This window comes from Chitinophaga chungangae (assembly GCF_017742215.1).
GTDB classification, from domain to species: domain Bacteria; phylum Bacteroidota; class Bacteroidia; order Chitinophagales; family Chitinophagaceae; genus Chitinophaga; species Chitinophaga chungangae.
Map to the genome: position 1 here is coordinate 1,220,354 of NZ_JAGHKP010000001.1, position 16,134 is coordinate 1,236,487.

Below are 16,134 nucleotides of genomic sequence, written 5' to 3' on the forward strand. Positions count from 1 at the left end.
AGTTTTGAACTATGCAAAAGGAAGACTTTCTCCAGGCGGCGCTCGCCAAACGCCGCGATCAGCACGCCCTGCGGCAGCTGTGGCTGACGGGCCAGCGAACGGACTTCTGCTCCAACGATTACCTGGGCCTTGCGCGCAGCGAAAAAGTGCAGGAAAACGCGCACGCCATCGCCAAACAGCTGGACCAGGTGCATGGCAGCGGCGGCTCTCGACTGCTCGCCGGCAATTACGAGCTGATGGAAGAAGCCGAGCAGCTGATCGCCGAATTTCACGACGCGCCCGCCGGCCTTATATTTAATTCCGGTTACGACGCCAACCTGGGGCTGTTTTCCTGCGTGCCGCAGAAGGGAGACGTGGTCGTGTACGATCAGCTCATCCACGCCAGCATCCGCGACGGCATCAGGCTTTCCGCGGCGCAGGCGTATTCTTTCCAGCACAACGACCTGGAAGACCTGCAGAAAAAACTGCTGAACGCGGATGGCCGCATTTTTGTGGCAGTAGAATCGGTGTATTCGATGGATGGCGATACGGCCCCCCTGGAGGCCATTTGCGACCTTTGCGACCGGCACGATGCGCATCTGATCGTAGACGAGGCGCATGCAACCGGCGTGGTAGGCGGCAGGGGAGAAGGCCTCGTGCAGGAACTGGGGCTTACGGAACGTTGTTTCGCCCGTGTGCATACGTTTGGCAAAGCCGTGGGCTGCCATGGCGCGATCGTGCTGGGCAGTCATTTTTTACGGGAATATCTCATCAATTTCTGCCGTCCGTTCATTTACACCACTGCATTGCCGCCGCAGGCGGTGGCCGTGATGCTGAGCGCGTACGCCATTTTCCCGGACATGCACGCCGAGCGGAAACATTTACAGCATCTGATAAAGTTGTTCCGCGAACGCCTCGGCGGCAACAGCCTTACGCCGATACAGGTAGTGATGGCGCCGGGCAACGAACGGGTGCGGCAGCTGGCCGGGCAGCTGCAGGAAGAAGGGCTCGATGTGAGGGCTATTCTGCATCCTACGGTGCCCAAAGGACAGGAGCGTTTAAGAGTGGTGTTGCATAGTTTTAATACGGTTGAAGAAGTAGAACAACTCGCTGCAATTGTATTGTCATATTCCTGAAAAGGCGTATATTAACATTGGATTTCCTTACCTTCTAAAGTTTTTTTATGGAGATGAACCCAGTCTGGAAAAAAGTATTAGAAGAAGTCGGATTTGTATCCTGGTACCGCGCATTATCTGACGAGTTCCGCACAGAGCCGCCCTTTACCGACCACAGCGTTACCGAGGCACAGGATATGATCATGGAGTTCGGTTTCAAAAAAACACAGTACGATCCGAAGACTTCTTTCTACCAGGTAGAAGGCGTGGACGACACGCGTATCGTAAAAGGTTTGGGCTCCGGCGTGAGCGTTTCGCTGAAAGACGGCAGCTTGGAAGTGGTGGTAGCCTTCGACCTCGACAACGACACCCGGGTGGGCGGCACTTTCAGCCTGCTGCCGGGTATGCTGGGAGATACCGGTTCTCCCATCCGGAAACCAGTTTTTACCAATTACAAAGAATTATACGCTTTACTGAAAAAGATCTTCCAGAAGTATGATGACATCGGTAATAAAGTCATCGACATCTACCTGGCCGAACCGGCTACCATGTAATCCAGTTTATGAGAATTATCCCGCTGATCTTCACGGTTGCGCTTTTATGGGCGCTTAATCACCGTTGGGGCGCCACGCCTCCTTTTGGTATGCTTTTCAGTCCCCAGCACGGTTTCTGGGTACATGCCGAGCCGGTCAATTCCCCCGTTAGCGAAACTCTCGTGTTTCCGCAGCTGAAAGGCAAAGCAGAAGTGTGGTTCGACGACCGGATGGTGGCCCATGTTTTCGCGGAACAGGAAGCTGACGCGTATTTCATCCAGGGCTACCTGCACGCCAAAAACCGCCTCTGGCAGATGGAATTGCAGACCCATGCGGCAGGCGGAAGGCTCAGCGAGATCCTCGGCCCCAAACTGCTGGATTACGACCGCCGCAAACGCCGCGAAGGTATGGTATACGGCGCCGAACAGGTAGTGAAAGGCATCGAAGCGGACCCTGTCACCAAAATGGAGCTGGACAGCTATACCGCGGGCATCAACGCGTATATCAAAGAATTGAGCAAACGGGATTACCCCCTGGAATACAAACTGCTGGGCTACAGCCCGGAGCCATGGACCAATATCAAGACCGGCCTGCTGGTAAAATACATGAGCGCCGACCTCGCCGCCACGGCAGACGATATTCCGTACACCAACGCACGCAATCATTTTTCCAGAGAAGATTTTAACCAGTTGTACCCGGATTTCCCGGACGTAATGGCGCCCATCATCCCGAAAGGCACCCCATACCCCGCGCCCACGCGCAGGGCCGTGCCCCCGCCGGACAGTGTGGTGAACGCGGAATTCAAATACAACATTCCGCAGCAGGACCGCGACAAAGGCAGCAACAACTGGGCCGTGGCCGGCAGCAAAACGAAAAGCGGCAATCCCATTCTCTGCAACGACCCGCACCTGGAATTGAGCCTGCCCAGTCTTTTTTATGAAATGCAGATCAAAACGCCGTCTATGAACGTATACGGCGTAAGCCTGCCTGGTGCGCCCGGCATCATTATCGGTTTTAACGACAATATGGGCTGGGGTTTCACGAACGGTTATGTGGACGTGCTGGACTTTTACAAAATGCAGTTCCGCAACGGCAAAAAAGAATACCTGTTCAACGGCCAATACCGCCCCGCGGAGCTGCGGGTGGAAGCCATCAAAATAAAAGGCCGGCCTACGTTCTATGATACGGTAGCCTACACCGTATGGGGCCCGGTGCTGTACGACGAAACCTTTACCGACCCGCGTTTCAAAGGTTACCTCGCCATGCGCTGGACGGCGCACGACGAGAGCAACGAACTGCGCACGATTCACCTGCTGAACCACGCCAAAGGTTACAGCGATTATCTCGAGGCCATGAAATCGTGGAGCTGTCCCGGCCAGAACTTCATTTACGCCGGCAAAAAAGACGGCATCGCGATCTGGCACAACGGTAAACATCCGCTGCGCTGGAAAGACCAGGGCAAGTTCGTAACACCCGGCAGCGACAGCACCTACGCCTGGCAGGGCTTTATTCCGCAGGCGGAAAACCCGCACGTGTACAATCCCGCCGAAGGTTTTGTGAGCTCCGCCAACCAGCAGGCCACAGACAGCACGTATCCATACGATCTTTTCGGTTATTACGACCTGTTCCGCGGTATGCGCATACAGGAGCAGCTGGGCCAGATGAACGGCATAACGCCGGAAGACATGATGAGGCTGCAGAACGACAACAAAAACCGGCTGGCGGAGGCTGCCATGCCTTTCCTGAGCAATTTTGTGGCCGCCAATACTTTAACGTCCCGGCAACAGGAATACTGGCGCATGCTGTTCGCCTGGGACGGCACGGCCGGCCCGGACAGCAAAGCCGCCACAGTCTTTAATCTCTGGTGGAGCAACCTGGAAGACAATATTTGGGGCGACGAGCTGCCGCTGGAAGACAGCATCGCCTACGTACAGCCCGAAGAAAGAACGCTGCTGTACTGGCTGATGCGCGACAGCGCCATGCATTTTGTGGACAACATCCACACGCCTGTCCGCGAAACGCTCAGCGGGCAGGTAACCGCCAGCTTCCGCGCCGCCGCCGATACAGCTGCCGCGCTGGACGGCAGGGGAGAACTGGCGCTGGGGAAATTCCGCGGTACGGACATCCGGCATCTCAGTCGCAGCATACCCGCATTCAGCCGCATGCACCTCAACACCGGCGGCGGCCGTCACATTATCAACGCCACGAAAAAGACCACCGGCCCCAGCTGGCGGATGGTGGTGGAACTGGGCCCGCAAACCAAAGCCTGGGGCATATTCCCCGGCGGTCAAAGCGGCAATCCCGGCAGCAAATATTATGATAACATGGTAGACGACTGGCTGGCGGGGAAATATTACGCGTTGAAAGTCATGGACCAGCAAAAGCCGGAAGGAATCACCGGCCGCATTGTATTTGAGAAAGGGGCGGAGTAAGGAATTTACTCATATGTTGAATGGCGGGTAAAATTTTTATCTCCTATAATGCTTTATGGTAAAGGGTTTGAGCGGAAATGTGAATTTTAATGCATGAAATATTTGGCAAAAATAATTTAATACATATCTTTGCAATCCCAAAACGAAACGGGGATGATTCCGTAGCTCAGTTGGTAGAGCAATACACTTTTAATGTATGGGCCCTGGGTTCGAGTCCCAGCGGGATCACAGTAATTCGGCAAGACCTGCGCTATGCGCGGGTCTTTGTTTTTTACGCTATAATTTGCTCTATAAAATCACGTTTCAGTTATTTGGTTTTACGGAACATAATAAAGTCTGATCTATCCTTACAAAGATAAATAAATACATGCCAGGTTTTTCGGCAGAAAATGGTTCTTCGTCACTTTTGGTGTAACCCATAAATTTTGAACCAACCCTAAATGGCGGTGAAGGCCAGATCTCCATTCTTGTGAATCAGGGCGATTTTTAATTGTTAATACATGCATCTTCACCAAAGTGGGGAAGAACCAGATTCCTCATAATGTAAATACTGATGGAAGAATCGCAGAGTACATTGTCTGGAGTGTGAATTCCACTGTGATTTTCACATACTTCCAAATTGGAGAATGATGGTGGAGGATGAACAAAAAGGAAAAGAACGCGCAGCTTATGCCTCTGGAACTCTAAAAAACCTTGACAGGTATTTAACAGAACGAGAGTAAGTTAAGTCTATCATGCATAATGTCAAGATTTATTTACGAAGGTTACATTTTAATTTACAATCCAAATTCCTCGAACCGAAAAATATCAAAGTAAATTCGCTGAATCAATTCTAATAGGATCAATAAATAGAAAATTATGAGATACATACACGTATGTGCTTTGATCTTAATGTCTGTTTTTCTCACTTCCTGTGGACAAAACCAACCAAACGTCCCAAAAGATAACATCAGGTCCGAAATTAAAGACATAGGGCCTAACATAATGGTTCGTAATATAAAAAAAGGTAAAAATGGCACCATTTTGATTGCTGGCCCGAACAACTCATCATTTGGTGATGTTTTTCGATACGATGGAAAATCTTTTACTAATCTCACAAGTAAAATAGGTTCGCACCAATTCTGGGATGTCCTGGAAGATGAACGAGGGAATATCTGGTTCACTTCTACTGATTCAGGCGTTTATTATTATAACGGGAAATCCATTCAGCATTTCACTACCACGGAGGGACTTGCCAATAATCGGGTTAGATCTGTTTATGAAGATAAAGCAGGTATTATTTGGTTCGGCACTGGAAATGGCCTGAGCCGTTACGACGGGAAGTCTTTTCGAAATTTTAAAAACCCGAACGCCTCGCTTTTTTATAAAGAAGGGCATTTGAATAATGATATTAATACAATCATTGAAGATAAATCAGGGAAATTGTGGGTTGGTACACAGGGCGACGCCTTTGTTTATGACGGGAAAAAATTTACCACTTTAACCCATAAAGGCGAACCCTTTCTCGACGTTTGGGGTATAATGGAAGACAGAAAAGGCAATATTTGGCTCAGCGGTTTCAATGGCTGGAAAGTAAGCCAGACCGGTGGCCTTTGGCGCTATGACGGCAGTAACTTTACTAAGGTATCGCAGAGAGGTGCTTATGCTATAATCGAAGATAAAAAAGGAAATATCTGGACTACTGGTTCAGTAAATCCTGCTAATTGGGCTATCCAGGCACTCTCCCGTTATGATGCAAAGTCCTTGTATAGCAATAAGCCTGCTGTAACCGAAATTATGTCAGGAAGTGCTTTTATGGGGCTTTTGGAAGCTAACGATGGAAGTATTTGGTTTGGAGATGCGACCGGAGTGTATCGTTATGATGGAACCACCATTACGGACTTTTATAATAAAGAGGGGCAGAAAAAATATATCATAGATACGAAGCAAAGTGTTGTAGCATGGAAATGTTCTATGCTACTTGGGGCATGGGAAGGTTCTGTGTTACTTGGTGATGGTTCCCTCAAAGGGGACGTCGAAATATTAAAAGGAGAATTGTTGTTCGAAAACAGTCATTTGGTGGGCGGTGAAGTTGAAGTCGACATGAATACAATTGAACAAAAATTTGATGATCCAGGTCCACATAATAAATTACCCGAAGTTTTTGATGTCAAAAAATTCCCTGTTTCTACATTTGCAATTACGAAGGTTGAAACATGGAATAATAGAAATAAAAAAGTTACGGGGAACAATATAAAAGTTACAGGGAACCTGACCATTGAAGGTATCACGAAGGTAGTTACTTTTCCAGCCAAAATGGATTTTAAGGACAGAATGGACGGAACTGTCGTGGTGAATGGCGCGCTGATCCTTGATCGAACAGATTGGGGTATCAATTATTTATCAGAAAAGCGCTTTGACAAGTATGGTGATGGAACTATTTCGGACGACGTTAAACTCCTTATGAAAATCGTAGCAAAAAAACATAGCAGATAATTGGAGATTCAGGTCTGTAATTAATTCTAAATCACTTAAAAAAGTTCGACCTATCGTGAAGTTCTTTTTGCACACTGGCTTGATTGGAAGCATCATGGTTACTCTATAATTTACTCTATAAATATTGCGTCAGCCTTTATAAAGTTCGTAAACCTAAAGTCTAAACGGTATTATAGAATATTTAAAATCATAGAGTTAATGTAATGTTGTGTAAGGCAGTGAAAAGAAGAATATTGCCTTACGCATCCCAGCTGGATCACCAAAGCGAAAGCAAACAAAATTAAAGCCGCATAAAACATAGTGTTTATGCGGCTTTTGTGTTTTTGGTCAGGTGATTGTAATCGATGTGATATCAAGCAAAAGGGTAGCAAAAAAGGTTACACTGAAAATTTTGGAAATAGTGTAACCGATTTCGTCCGGAGTGCTTTACTGTACTGCGTTTCATGATATGGACCTGGACGCCGGGCTGGAAAAGCTGATGGGCTGGATAACTATGGAAGCGGCAAAGGGAGATATGTGATAACTTTGATTATAATCCGGTGTATATGATCAGGAGGAAAAGTCAACGAAAGTATCTTATTAAGCGGTGGCGGGAAATGCGGCGGCAGTTGCTTGCTTATACCTGCACTGGCAACTTTGAGCCGCTGCACGGGCTACGTGTGGAGATGAAGAAAGTGAGAGCATTCATAAAATTTACCAAGGCATATACCCGGAAGAAACGCACCGTGGCGCAGCCGGAAGCCATCAGGAAAATTTTCAAACGGGCGGGGATTATTCGGGAAGCCGGTATTAACCTGCAGCTGCTAAAGCGATTCAATATCAGGCATCCTGCGTTCAGGGAAGGGGAGACGCATGTATTCGAAAAGGAGATCCATCGGTTCAGGGCGCATTCCGTCCAGTATGATCATTGTATTGGTCAGGCTTTCCGATATCTCCTTGGCACGTTGCATCCCGTCAGGAACCGTCGCGTCAGGCATTGGTTAATGCGGCAGTTGAAGACCATAGGGGGAATTGTCGTTGCTCCTTCGATGGGCAAACTTCACCTGGCCCGCAAGAAAATAAAGTATCTCCTTTATATACACGGGCTGCTTAGCAGCCAGCCGGCGCTCGTTTCGAAAATAAACATTTCCTACCTCGACCAACTGCAGGACGCCATCGGAAAATGGCACGATATAGCGGTAGCCATTACGATGCTGGATGCCCAGGGTGTTGGAGGTAAAACTGCTATCAACAGGATGAAGAAAGAGCGAAACGAAGCAAGCGCTGATGTTCATGCGATCGGTGATGGTTTTTGGAAGAAGGTTTTTATGTCATAAACTAACCGGATCTTAAGTGTTTTGCTGTTTTATCATAGATACTATCAATTACGTTAGAAAAGGGAATATACAGTATTCGCCGGCACTATAACAAAAACTGTGTAAACATAGAAAATCGGAGCTTTTAAGAGCTCCGATTTTTTTATTTTTAAACCTTTACACAGAGAATGAAAGCAGAAGAATTTTTATCAGACGACTTTTTGAAGCAATGTAAGACCGGCCAGCAACTAGTCGGCCTTGTATTCGCATTGTATCGGCCTTGAATCCGCGTTGCACGGCCTTTAATCCGCATCATACTCGCTTCACCCCGGCCTTGCCCTCGCTTTTATCGGCCATTATCGCTATACCTGCCATCAGAAAAACTCCCGCACATCATCTTCCGTCAACCCCGTGAGTTCGCAAAATTCTGTGACCGTCACATATTGCCCGGGCGCTTTTTTTATCGCGCACAACTTCTGCATCAGCTCCCTGGCAGAGCCGTCATCTTTGCCGAGGATGTTCTGTATACCCTTGGTAGTGATCACCACCCACATCGGCAGCGATCCACACGCGGCGCAGGCAGTGATAGCTTTTGTCCGTCATACCCGGATACCCTTCAAGTTTGTTGTATCCATATTTATCATTAACCGGAGCGGAAGGCACCGACAATGGTATTGCTGATGTTTTGGGCGATCTGTCCGGTAGTATCGAAGCGGGGGTTGAAGATGGTGACATCAAAACCAATGATCCTGCCGGTGCGTAGAAGTTGGTTAATAAAATATTCTGACTGTTCAAAATCAAGGCCACCGGGCAGGCGATATTCTACTGCGGGGTTCAGTTCATCAGCCAATACGTCGGTATCAAAATGCATCCAATAGCCATCCAGGCCGGGATCGAGGTCTGCTATTGCAGCAGCTGTAACTTTTTCTATCCCCTCCTTTTCTATGTTTTCAAAGTCATAACGGATGATAATGGTTTCGCGGATATCCTGCGAACCGTATTTTTTTGTCTCCTCCCAATCTCGCTGACCGATATGAATCACGTGGTTATCCTGCACATAGGGTTTTGCGTTGTTGATGTTGCTAAGTATCTCCGGCCCCCGGCCGGTAACAATCGCCAGGTCCATATCCGCCACTTCGCCGGTTACCGATTTTTCGGGTTCGTAGAAGTCGGCATGTGCGTCTATAAAGATCAACCCATATTTACCACGGGCTTTGAGACCTGACATGATACCCAAGAGGATGCTGCAATCGCCGCCCAATATCAGCGGGAAGCGGCCTTTATCCAGCAGTAAATTGACGGCTTTTCCCAGCTCGATAGAGAAATCGCGCAGCGGTACCGGGTTGAGACAGTGAGTGTCGGGGTCTCTTTTATCACTGTACTGCGCGTTGAGGGTAGCCAGGTGCAGCACCGGATGTTCGGGCTGCAGCTGTCGGCCGAGGCCGGCTTCCAGCAGGGCAGCTGCCAGGTCCTGCACGCCATTTGTGCGGAGCCCCAATATCGAAGGCGCCGCCAGGATCTGTATATCGAGATTTTTTGTACTCATATATGGCATACTATGGTACAAAATCTATTCCAGATCACCTGCAGCGAATCGTAGTAGGAATATGAGCTTCGGGAACCAGCAAATCTTCTTTATAAAATAAGAATGGCCTGGGCGTTGAAGTTACTGTTGAAGCGGCTGAAAGTAAGTCGCCGTGAAAGCAATAGTAATCTCCATAAAAGGATCGCCGGTTTAATGAATTTTTAGGCTACTCACTCTTCAAAACGGCCACCGGGTTACTCCTCGCCGCCTTCAATGTCTGCGACCCGATCATAATGAGCGCGATCAGCAATACCATCAGCAAGCCGGTGAACAGCTCGGTGATCTGCACAGGCGTATGATAAGGGAAATTAGGAAGCACAACAGTTCGGAAGAAGAAATAAGTTACCGGCAGGGCAATGACCGCCGATACCGACAGGAGAAACAGGAAACCGCGGCTCAGCAAATATATCAGGTTGCCCACACTCGCGCCCATTACCTTCCGGATGCCGATCTCCTTTAGCCTTGTTTCGGTGGTGAATACGACCATGCCGAACAAGCCCATCGATGCAACGGAAATAGCCAGAAAAGAAAGAAAGCCGATGATCTTGATCATGGTAGAAAATTCGCTGTACGCATCTTCTATTGCTTCGTCATAAAACTCAGCTATAAACGGATGTACACGATCGATCTTTTTCCATGCAGCCTCGATCCTGGCTACGGTGGCCCGCGGGTTGGCGCTTTGTATTTTGGCGCTGATGATGGTCCGGTCTTCGGGCGTCCAGAACGTGAATGCCACCGGGCCGATGAGGTTTTCCACCTTGCCGTAATGAAAATCCTGCATTACGCCGACAATGGCCATTTTACGCCCGTTCAATGTGACCTGCTCGCCGATCGCTTTTTGGGGGGTGCCGCCGCCGATATTGAATCGTTTTAAAACCTGCTCGTTAACGATCACCTCGCTAACGGCCTGGGCGGTGGCAGGGCGGGCAATAAAATTTCCGCCGGCAACGAGTTTATAGTTGTGCAGCGGCAAATAGTTTTCGTCAACGTGGTTGGTCATCACCAGCACGGAATCCCGCGAATCTTTGTATTTCATATTGCCGCCCCAGGCGTTTCCAACGCCGGTGGTGATCAGCGAGCGGGACAGTGCAGTTACTTCCGGCATTTCACCGAGCTCCTTGAGCATTGCATCGGGCTTATTATCCTGCATGTTGATGTTCAGGATGTTTGCCGTGCTGAATCCCAGGTCGAATGCCAGTATGTTCTTATACTGCACATAGCCGACGGCGGTGGTTGTAATAAAGATCAGCGTAACCGTGTATTGAACCACCACTAAAGCGCGCCTGAGCGTAAGATGTTTGAACATTTTCATCGACGAAACGTTTCCAAACGCATTAATGGGGCTGACTTTCGAAAAGAATATAGCCGGCAGGAAACCTGCCACAATGCCTACGGCAACTGAAAAAACGACGAAGATCGCCACCATGGACGGCGTGAGGGCTAGCTGCACCGTTCGCTGCATTTCCGGGGCCATGTTGATCAGCAGCGGCCGCAATACAAGGAACAAAAGGAAGGAAAGCAAAAGGGCCGCCAGGGAGATCATGACCGCCTCGGCGAGGAATTGCAGTTGTACCTGGCTTTTTCCGGCGCCGATCGTTTTACGGAGGCCTATTTCTTTAATGCGCCGCATAGCACGCGCTATCGAAAGATTGGTATAATTGAAACACGCAGACAATACCACGATAAATGCAAGCCCGCCGAGTATCCAAAGCACGACAGGAGACATGTGAGGGCCCGTAAAACCGGGGCCGCCCTCGGATTGACGGAGGCTTTCTCCAACCACGACGTTATATAATGGAAGCAGCTCGAGTTGGATCCTTGTATTTTCTTCAGCAAGGTTCTCTTCCCTGGCAATAGCATTGAGCTGCGACCGGATCGCAGCCATATCGGCATTTTCCGAGGGGAGGAGGTAGACGGAGGCGGACCACATGTTTGTCCATGCCGCGAAATCTTTATTGCTTTTATTGATCTGTTCGGCTGTGGACAATGATACCAGCGCCTCAAAACGGATATGCGAAAAAAATGGAACGTCCTTCATGATACCGGTCACCTGGTAAGCAAGTGAATCGATCCTGATCGCCTTGCCAAGCGCATTGCGGTCGCCGAACAGCTTTCTTGCCGCCGTTTCCGTGAGAACAACCGAATACGGATCTTTCAGCGCCGTTTCGGAGTTGCCTTCCAGCATCGGGAATGTAAAGACCCTGAACAGCGACGGCTCCGCCCAGAAGCCGGTGACTGGTAAAATGTTGTCGCCCACCTTCGCATCGCCTGAAAAATTGTTGCGCAAAATAGCCACTTCTTCAATGCCGGGCACCTTATCGCGGATGAGCTTCCCCGTCTTTATGGAGGTGGTCGCAAACTTGCCGTTTTGTTCGTTGCTGGCGGTTAATATGTTGGTGATGCGATAGATGTTATCGCCATTTTTGTGAAACCTGTCGTACGAATGCAGGTCGAGCACAAATGCGATCAGCAGCAGCCCGACGGACATGCTGATGGCGAGACCAAGGATATTGATGAATGAGAACAGCTTGTTGCGCATGATGTTGCGCCCTGATGTTTTAACATAACTTCCGATCATGGTCCGGTTCATAAAAAGGTTAACAAATATTGATCTTCGTACCGTATAACTTCTGAAGAATTTGAAAGCGTCGATGATGTAGATCAGTTTTGCGCGGCGTGGCCCGCCGGACTGCAGATTCCGTTCGAAACATTCGTTAAGGTCCCCCGTAAGGTCTTCCAGGAGCCCGGGTTTACAATACCATTCTACGAATCGTTGCGCCCAGGTAGGCGGATGGTGTTGCCGTTGTTCTTTCATGCTACATTTTTTTCCAGGCAAGCGACGGTATTCTTGCCCACAGCTGGTCCCGCATGGATTTGGCGTTGACCAATGCGGCCTTTCCCTGCATGGTGAGTTGATAGAACCTTTTGCGTTTCCCGCCACGGGCCTTCGTCGCTTCACCCAATTCACTTTTCACCAATCCTTTCTCTTCGAGACGGTTGAGCACCGAATGCACGACGCCGAGTTTCACCGAACGGCCGGTATGGTCCGAAAGCTCGTCGCATATCGCCACGCTGTATGCTTCATTGATCAAAGCCGCAATGGTGAGCAACACCAGCTCTTCGAATTCTCCGAGGTTTGTACCTTTCATTTCCGATATTAATTACGTAAATGTATGTAAAATGATTTTATTATACATACAAAAAGTGAATTAATAATACTGCCGAATTTATTTTTTTTTTGAATATATTGAGCGAAGATCAACCAATAGACATCCTATACCGGAAAGCGCCAATCATGGAGATCCGCGCAATTTCAAAAGAAACCAATAACAAATGACAAACGTAACTGTAAGCAAACAAATCAGACCGGGATCGAGACTTGGCGCCATGTTGTTAGATCATATCATTATGGTGACGATTTTGATGTTCTTTTCCATTCCGGGAATGATTTCGGGCTTTGCAAACACATTTAAAATAACGCACGAACAGGCAGGTCCCCAATTCATGGGCGGGCCCTGGGAATACTTAAGTATGCTTGGCATCGCATTGTATTTATGCAAGGACTGTATTAACGGCCGGAGCATTGCAAAACGGATTTTAAGTTTACAGGTCGTCGACAACCTGACCGGACAGGCCGCAAGCCCGGTAAAATGTCTTGTTCGGAACTTATTTATTGTTCTGTGGCCAATTGAGGTATTAGTTGCGCTGGCAAATACAGGCAGGCGGCTTGGCGACAGGGTTGCGGGAACCAGGCTTGTCGTATTCGAGACGACAAATGAACGACCAAAAGTTAATATCGGGCAGGTTTTGATTTCAGTCGTAATCGCCTACGGGTTTGTTTTTCTGTTAACGCTTCCCTTTAAGGGAATGATGGCGGCTATGGAAGCTGAAAAGATAAATTATGTGGAAGCCTCGTACAATGACCGGGTAAGCAAGGAAACGGAAAAGCTCTTTGCAGACGGCCTGGGTCAATACCTGGCCGCAAGTATTGAGGTTTACGACCAGGTTCAAAACAAACCCTTTAAATATGTTTCTGTCGTTTTTCAGCTCAGGGAAAATTATTTTGAAAGCAGCCAGGATTTTGAGCAGATAAAGTCAGCGACCATGTCGCTGTTGTCTGCAAATTTTCCCCGGGGAAAATTCGTTGGACGGATAAAATATGTTTATCAAACAGGTGGTAGTATGCAAATAAGGACGATGTCGCTGGATTAGATGCAGCTTTCTTCGTTAAAGCGCCTTCACCCAATACAATAATCTCCTCACGCCATTTAATCGCACTTCCTTCCTCCGAATGCTTTCGGTTCCCGTCATCCGCTGCAGCTCCGGGTCCCATACCTTCAGTTTCAGGCAGGCGCGGATGTCTTTCCATCGGAGGGAAGTGGTAGTGGCAGCCTGTAATTCAGGAATATTGTTCATCGCTTCCGGCAAACGATAGAACGGGATGCGCGCATTCAGATGGTGAATATGATGCAGGCCGATGTTGCCGGTGAACCATGCCATTAGCGGGCTCATCACCATATGACTGGAAGAAAGCAGCGCGGCTTCGTCGTAACACCAATCTTCTTTTGTATTAAATATTACGCCTGGAAAATTGTGCTGGGCGTAGAAGAGATAGGTGCCGATGGCGCAGGCGATGAAAATGGGGATTAATATCAAAAGCGCCCATGCGGCCCAGCCGGCAAACACGATCACAGCCACCGATGCGGCGGCATGCACCAGCAGCGCGATCAGCGCATCGTAATGGCGCCGCGGGCTTACAAAAAATGAATTCACACACATGCCGATGATGAACATGAACAGGTAACCGAACAGAATGGTGAGCGGGTGACGGGTGAACAGGTACATGATGCGCTCGCGGCGGCTCATAGCCCCGAATTTTTTTACTGTGGCAACAGGGTAGGAGCCGATGCTCGCGCTGTAGAGCTTTGAATTATGCTGATGGTGATAATCGTGCGAACGTTTCCAGATGCTGGACGGCGCGAGGATATAAATGCCGAATACCGTCATGATCGCTTCGGCGACGGCGCTGTTCTTTAAAATGGAATGATGCTGGTAATCGTGATAGATCACGAACATTCTTACGATAAGCAGTCCGGACAAAACGCTGAACATGATCTGCAGCGGCAGGAAAGGGACCGCCACGGTGGCGGTGAGCGATGCAACGAGCAGTACTAAAGTAGAGGCGGTATACCACCAGCTCAGGGCGCGTTTTTCCTGCGCATAAGGCTTAGTGGCTAAAATAAGTTGTTTTCCTTCTAACATTCATTCGTTTTATGCGGTGGCTGGTGTAGTAGTTCGTTTATGTTTCCATCTCCGGTGCGACCATAACCATGTTTCCGGCTGTTGAATAATGTCCGCTTCCAGCCTGGCGGTGTGCAGGGCGGTAACGTTTCCCTGCGGTTCACGCGCCGGCGATTCCACCAGTACTTCGGCGGATACAGTGTAATATCCCCGTTTTATACGATTCACGGAAACATATACCACCTGGTAGTTCATTTTCGATGCGATCCGTTCAGTGCCGGTAAATACGGGAGTGTCCTGCTGCAGGAAGGTGACCCACTGCGCAGTGTCCGGCCGTGGCGACTGATCGGCAATAAGCGCGGTGGCGTTCACTTCCCCTTTCAGCTTCACCATTTCCCGGAAAGTGTCGTTCATGGCGATCAGTTTGGTGCCGAAGCGCGTGCGCATTTTGTACATCAGCCCGTTGTAATATTTGTTGGCCAGCGGGTGATACACCACGTATAGTTGCTGCGGGCATAAAATGCTGAAAGTGTTGCCGGCCCACTCCCAGTTGCCTTTATGGCCCATCACCAATACCACGCTTTGGCCTTCGGCATGCAGGCGTTTAAAGAGCGCCACGCTTTCCGGCGTGAGGGCGCAATGTTTTATCATGGAGGTTTTGCTGATCGTCAGTGTCTTAAAGGTCTCGAGAAAAAGATCGCAGAAGTACCGGTAATAATTACGACAGATCCGCGCGCGTTCCGCTGATGATTTCTCAGGGAACGCATTGGCGAGGTTTTGCCGCACCACTTTTTTACGGTATCCCGCAACATAATAAAGCAGGCAGAACACTACGTCCGAAAGCAGGTATAGCACTGGAAAAGGAAGGATACTAATAAAATAGACCACCGGTAAAAGGAGGTAGTAAAGAATAATACTCAAAATGGCACAAGTTGTAGGTTGCGATAAAATTCAAAGATACCCTATTCAAGCAGCATACACAGTTGTTGATGGCCTGTTTTCTGTAATATTCTGTTAAATAAGCTCCGATGAGGCTAAATATATAGTAAAGTTTCCTGATGTCAAAGCCTTTTGGTCTCAATACGAAAGATAAAAATTAAAGATTAACGCCGATCGCCTGTGAGATCTTCCGGCTGTTCTTGCCATTTTCGAAAAGGTTTACCCGGCTTTCAATTCCGTGAAACGTACCATTATTTTTTCTTTCGTTTGCTTTTAAATGTGAATTATATTCCTTACTTTTTGTTTAATACCCAAAACACCAAAATCGTAGTCGTTATGAAAAAGACATGCTCGCTCCACGGCCCCCCTGGCTGAGAAATCGGTTTTTGCAACGGCGGAAAATGATCAATGCACAACGGGTTCTTCAGATTATGAATTTGTTAATTGCGCTTTCCGTTAATGCGTTTCTTACCGGAATTTTTCAATTTTACCGCCGTAAAGCTTAAAACGTTGCTCATGGTAAACCGGCTGCTTTAGCGG

At 48.6% G+C, this 16,134-nt stretch carries 11 protein-coding genes and 1 tRNA gene; 7 read left to right on the plus strand and 5 right to left on the minus strand.

The features are described 5' to 3' along the window. Positions 1-11 precede the first annotated feature (11 nt). The 6 genes from J7I43_RS05200 (at position 12) to J7I43_RS05225 (ending at position 7,850) form a co-directional block, all read left to right on the plus strand. Positions 12-1,115, plus strand: a complete 1,104-nt coding sequence (locus J7I43_RS05200; RefSeq protein WP_209143945.1) for an aminotransferase class I/II-fold pyridoxal phosphate-dependent enzyme — start codon at positions 12-14, stop codon at positions 1,113-1,115. 47 nt (positions 1,116-1,162) lie between these two features. Next, positions 1,163-1,648: a hypothetical protein gene (locus tag J7I43_RS05205; protein WP_209143946.1), complete on the plus strand. Its 486-nt coding sequence runs from the start codon at positions 1,163-1,165 to the stop codon at positions 1,646-1,648. A gap of 8 nt (positions 1,649-1,656) precedes the next feature. Further along, complete coding sequence (locus J7I43_RS05210; protein ID WP_209143948.1) at positions 1,657-4,059, plus strand: penicillin acylase family protein; 2,403 nt, start codon at positions 1,657-1,659, stop codon at positions 4,057-4,059. Positions 4,060-4,214: 155 nt separating this feature from the next. Beyond that, positions 4,215-4,287, plus strand: a tRNA-Lys gene (locus tag J7I43_RS05215). Positions 4,288-4,917: 630 nt separating this feature from the next. Then, positions 4,918-6,534 (plus strand): two-component regulator propeller domain-containing protein, encoded by a 1,617-nt coding sequence (locus J7I43_RS05220; protein WP_209143950.1) that lies wholly within the window; start codon positions 4,918-4,920, stop codon positions 6,532-6,534. A gap of 545 nt (positions 6,535-7,079) precedes the next feature. Beyond that, positions 7,080-7,850 (plus strand): CHAD domain-containing protein, encoded by a 771-nt coding sequence (locus J7I43_RS05225; RefSeq protein ID WP_209143952.1) that lies wholly within the window; start codon positions 7,080-7,082, stop codon positions 7,848-7,850. Positions 7,851-8,472: 622 nt separating this feature from the next. Here J7I43_RS05225 and J7I43_RS05230 read toward each other — a convergent pair. From J7I43_RS05230 to J7I43_RS05240, 3 genes are all read right to left on the minus strand, one after another. Then, positions 8,473-9,375 (minus strand): arginase family protein, encoded by a 903-nt coding sequence (locus J7I43_RS05230; RefSeq protein WP_209143954.1) that lies wholly within the window; start codon positions 9,373-9,375, stop codon positions 8,473-8,475. Between the two features lie 205 nt (positions 9,376-9,580). Continuing rightward, positions 9,581-12,229, minus strand: coding sequence for an ABC transporter permease (locus J7I43_RS05235; protein ID WP_209143956.1), 2,649 nt, complete (start codon positions 12,227-12,229; stop codon positions 9,581-9,583). A 1-nt stretch (position 12,230) separates the two neighbouring features. Beyond that, a complete protein-coding gene (locus J7I43_RS05240) occupies positions 12,231-12,563 on the minus strand; it encodes a PadR family transcriptional regulator (protein WP_209143958.1) in 333 nt (110 codons plus the stop codon). A gap of 184 nt (positions 12,564-12,747) precedes the next feature. Here J7I43_RS05240 and J7I43_RS05245 point away from each other — a divergent pair, with 184 nt between their 5' ends. Then, on the plus strand, positions 12,748-13,626 hold the full coding sequence (locus J7I43_RS05245) for an RDD family protein (protein ID WP_209143960.1): 879 nt from the start codon (positions 12,748-12,750) through the stop codon (positions 13,624-13,626). Between the two features lie 15 nt (positions 13,627-13,641). Here J7I43_RS05245 and J7I43_RS05250 read toward each other — a convergent pair whose 3' ends face one another. Both J7I43_RS05250 and J7I43_RS05255 read right to left on the minus strand, forming a co-directional pair. After that, complete coding sequence (locus tag J7I43_RS05250) at positions 13,642-14,676, minus strand: fatty acid desaturase family protein (RefSeq protein WP_209143962.1); 1,035 nt, start codon at positions 14,674-14,676, stop codon at positions 13,642-13,644. A 9-nt stretch (positions 14,677-14,685) separates the two neighbouring features. After that, a complete protein-coding gene (locus tag J7I43_RS05255) occupies positions 14,686-15,576 on the minus strand; it encodes a lysophospholipid acyltransferase family protein (RefSeq protein WP_209143964.1) in 891 nt (296 codons plus the stop codon). Positions 15,577-16,134 lie beyond the last annotated feature (558 nt).

Excerpts from the sequence above, each read along its gene's own strand:
- J7I43_RS05240 (WP_209143958.1), bottom strand. The coding sequence starts at position 12,563 with ATGAAAGGTACAAACCTCGGAGAATTCGAAGAGCTGGTGTTGCTCACC.
- J7I43_RS05230 (WP_209143954.1), bottom strand. The coding sequence starts at position 9,375 with ATGAGTACAAAAAATCTCGATATACAGATCCTGGCGGCGCCTTCGATA.
- J7I43_RS05250 (WP_209143962.1), bottom strand. The coding sequence starts at position 14,676 with ATGTTAGAAGGAAAACAACTTATTTTAGCCACTAAGCCTTATGCGCAG.
- J7I43_RS05235 (WP_209143956.1), bottom strand. The coding sequence starts at position 12,229 with ATGAAAGAACAACGGCAACACCATCCGCCTACCTGGGCGCAACGATTC.
- J7I43_RS05205 (WP_209143946.1), top strand. The coding sequence starts at position 1,163 with ATGGAGATGAACCCAGTCTGGAAAAAAGTATTAGAAGAAGTCGGATTT.
- J7I43_RS05245 (WP_209143960.1), top strand. The coding sequence starts at position 12,748 with ATGACAAACGTAACTGTAAGCAAACAAATCAGACCGGGATCGAGACTT.
- J7I43_RS05210 (WP_209143948.1), top strand. The coding sequence starts at position 1,657 with ATGAGAATTATCCCGCTGATCTTCACGGTTGCGCTTTTATGGGCGCTT.
- J7I43_RS05200 (WP_209143945.1), top strand. The coding sequence starts at position 12 with ATGCAAAAGGAAGACTTTCTCCAGGCGGCGCTCGCCAAACGCCGCGAT.
- J7I43_RS05220 (WP_209143950.1), top strand. The coding sequence starts at position 4,918 with ATGAGATACATACACGTATGTGCTTTGATCTTAATGTCTGTTTTTCTC.
- J7I43_RS05225 (WP_209143952.1), top strand. The coding sequence starts at position 7,080 with ATGATCAGGAGGAAAAGTCAACGAAAGTATCTTATTAAGCGGTGGCGG.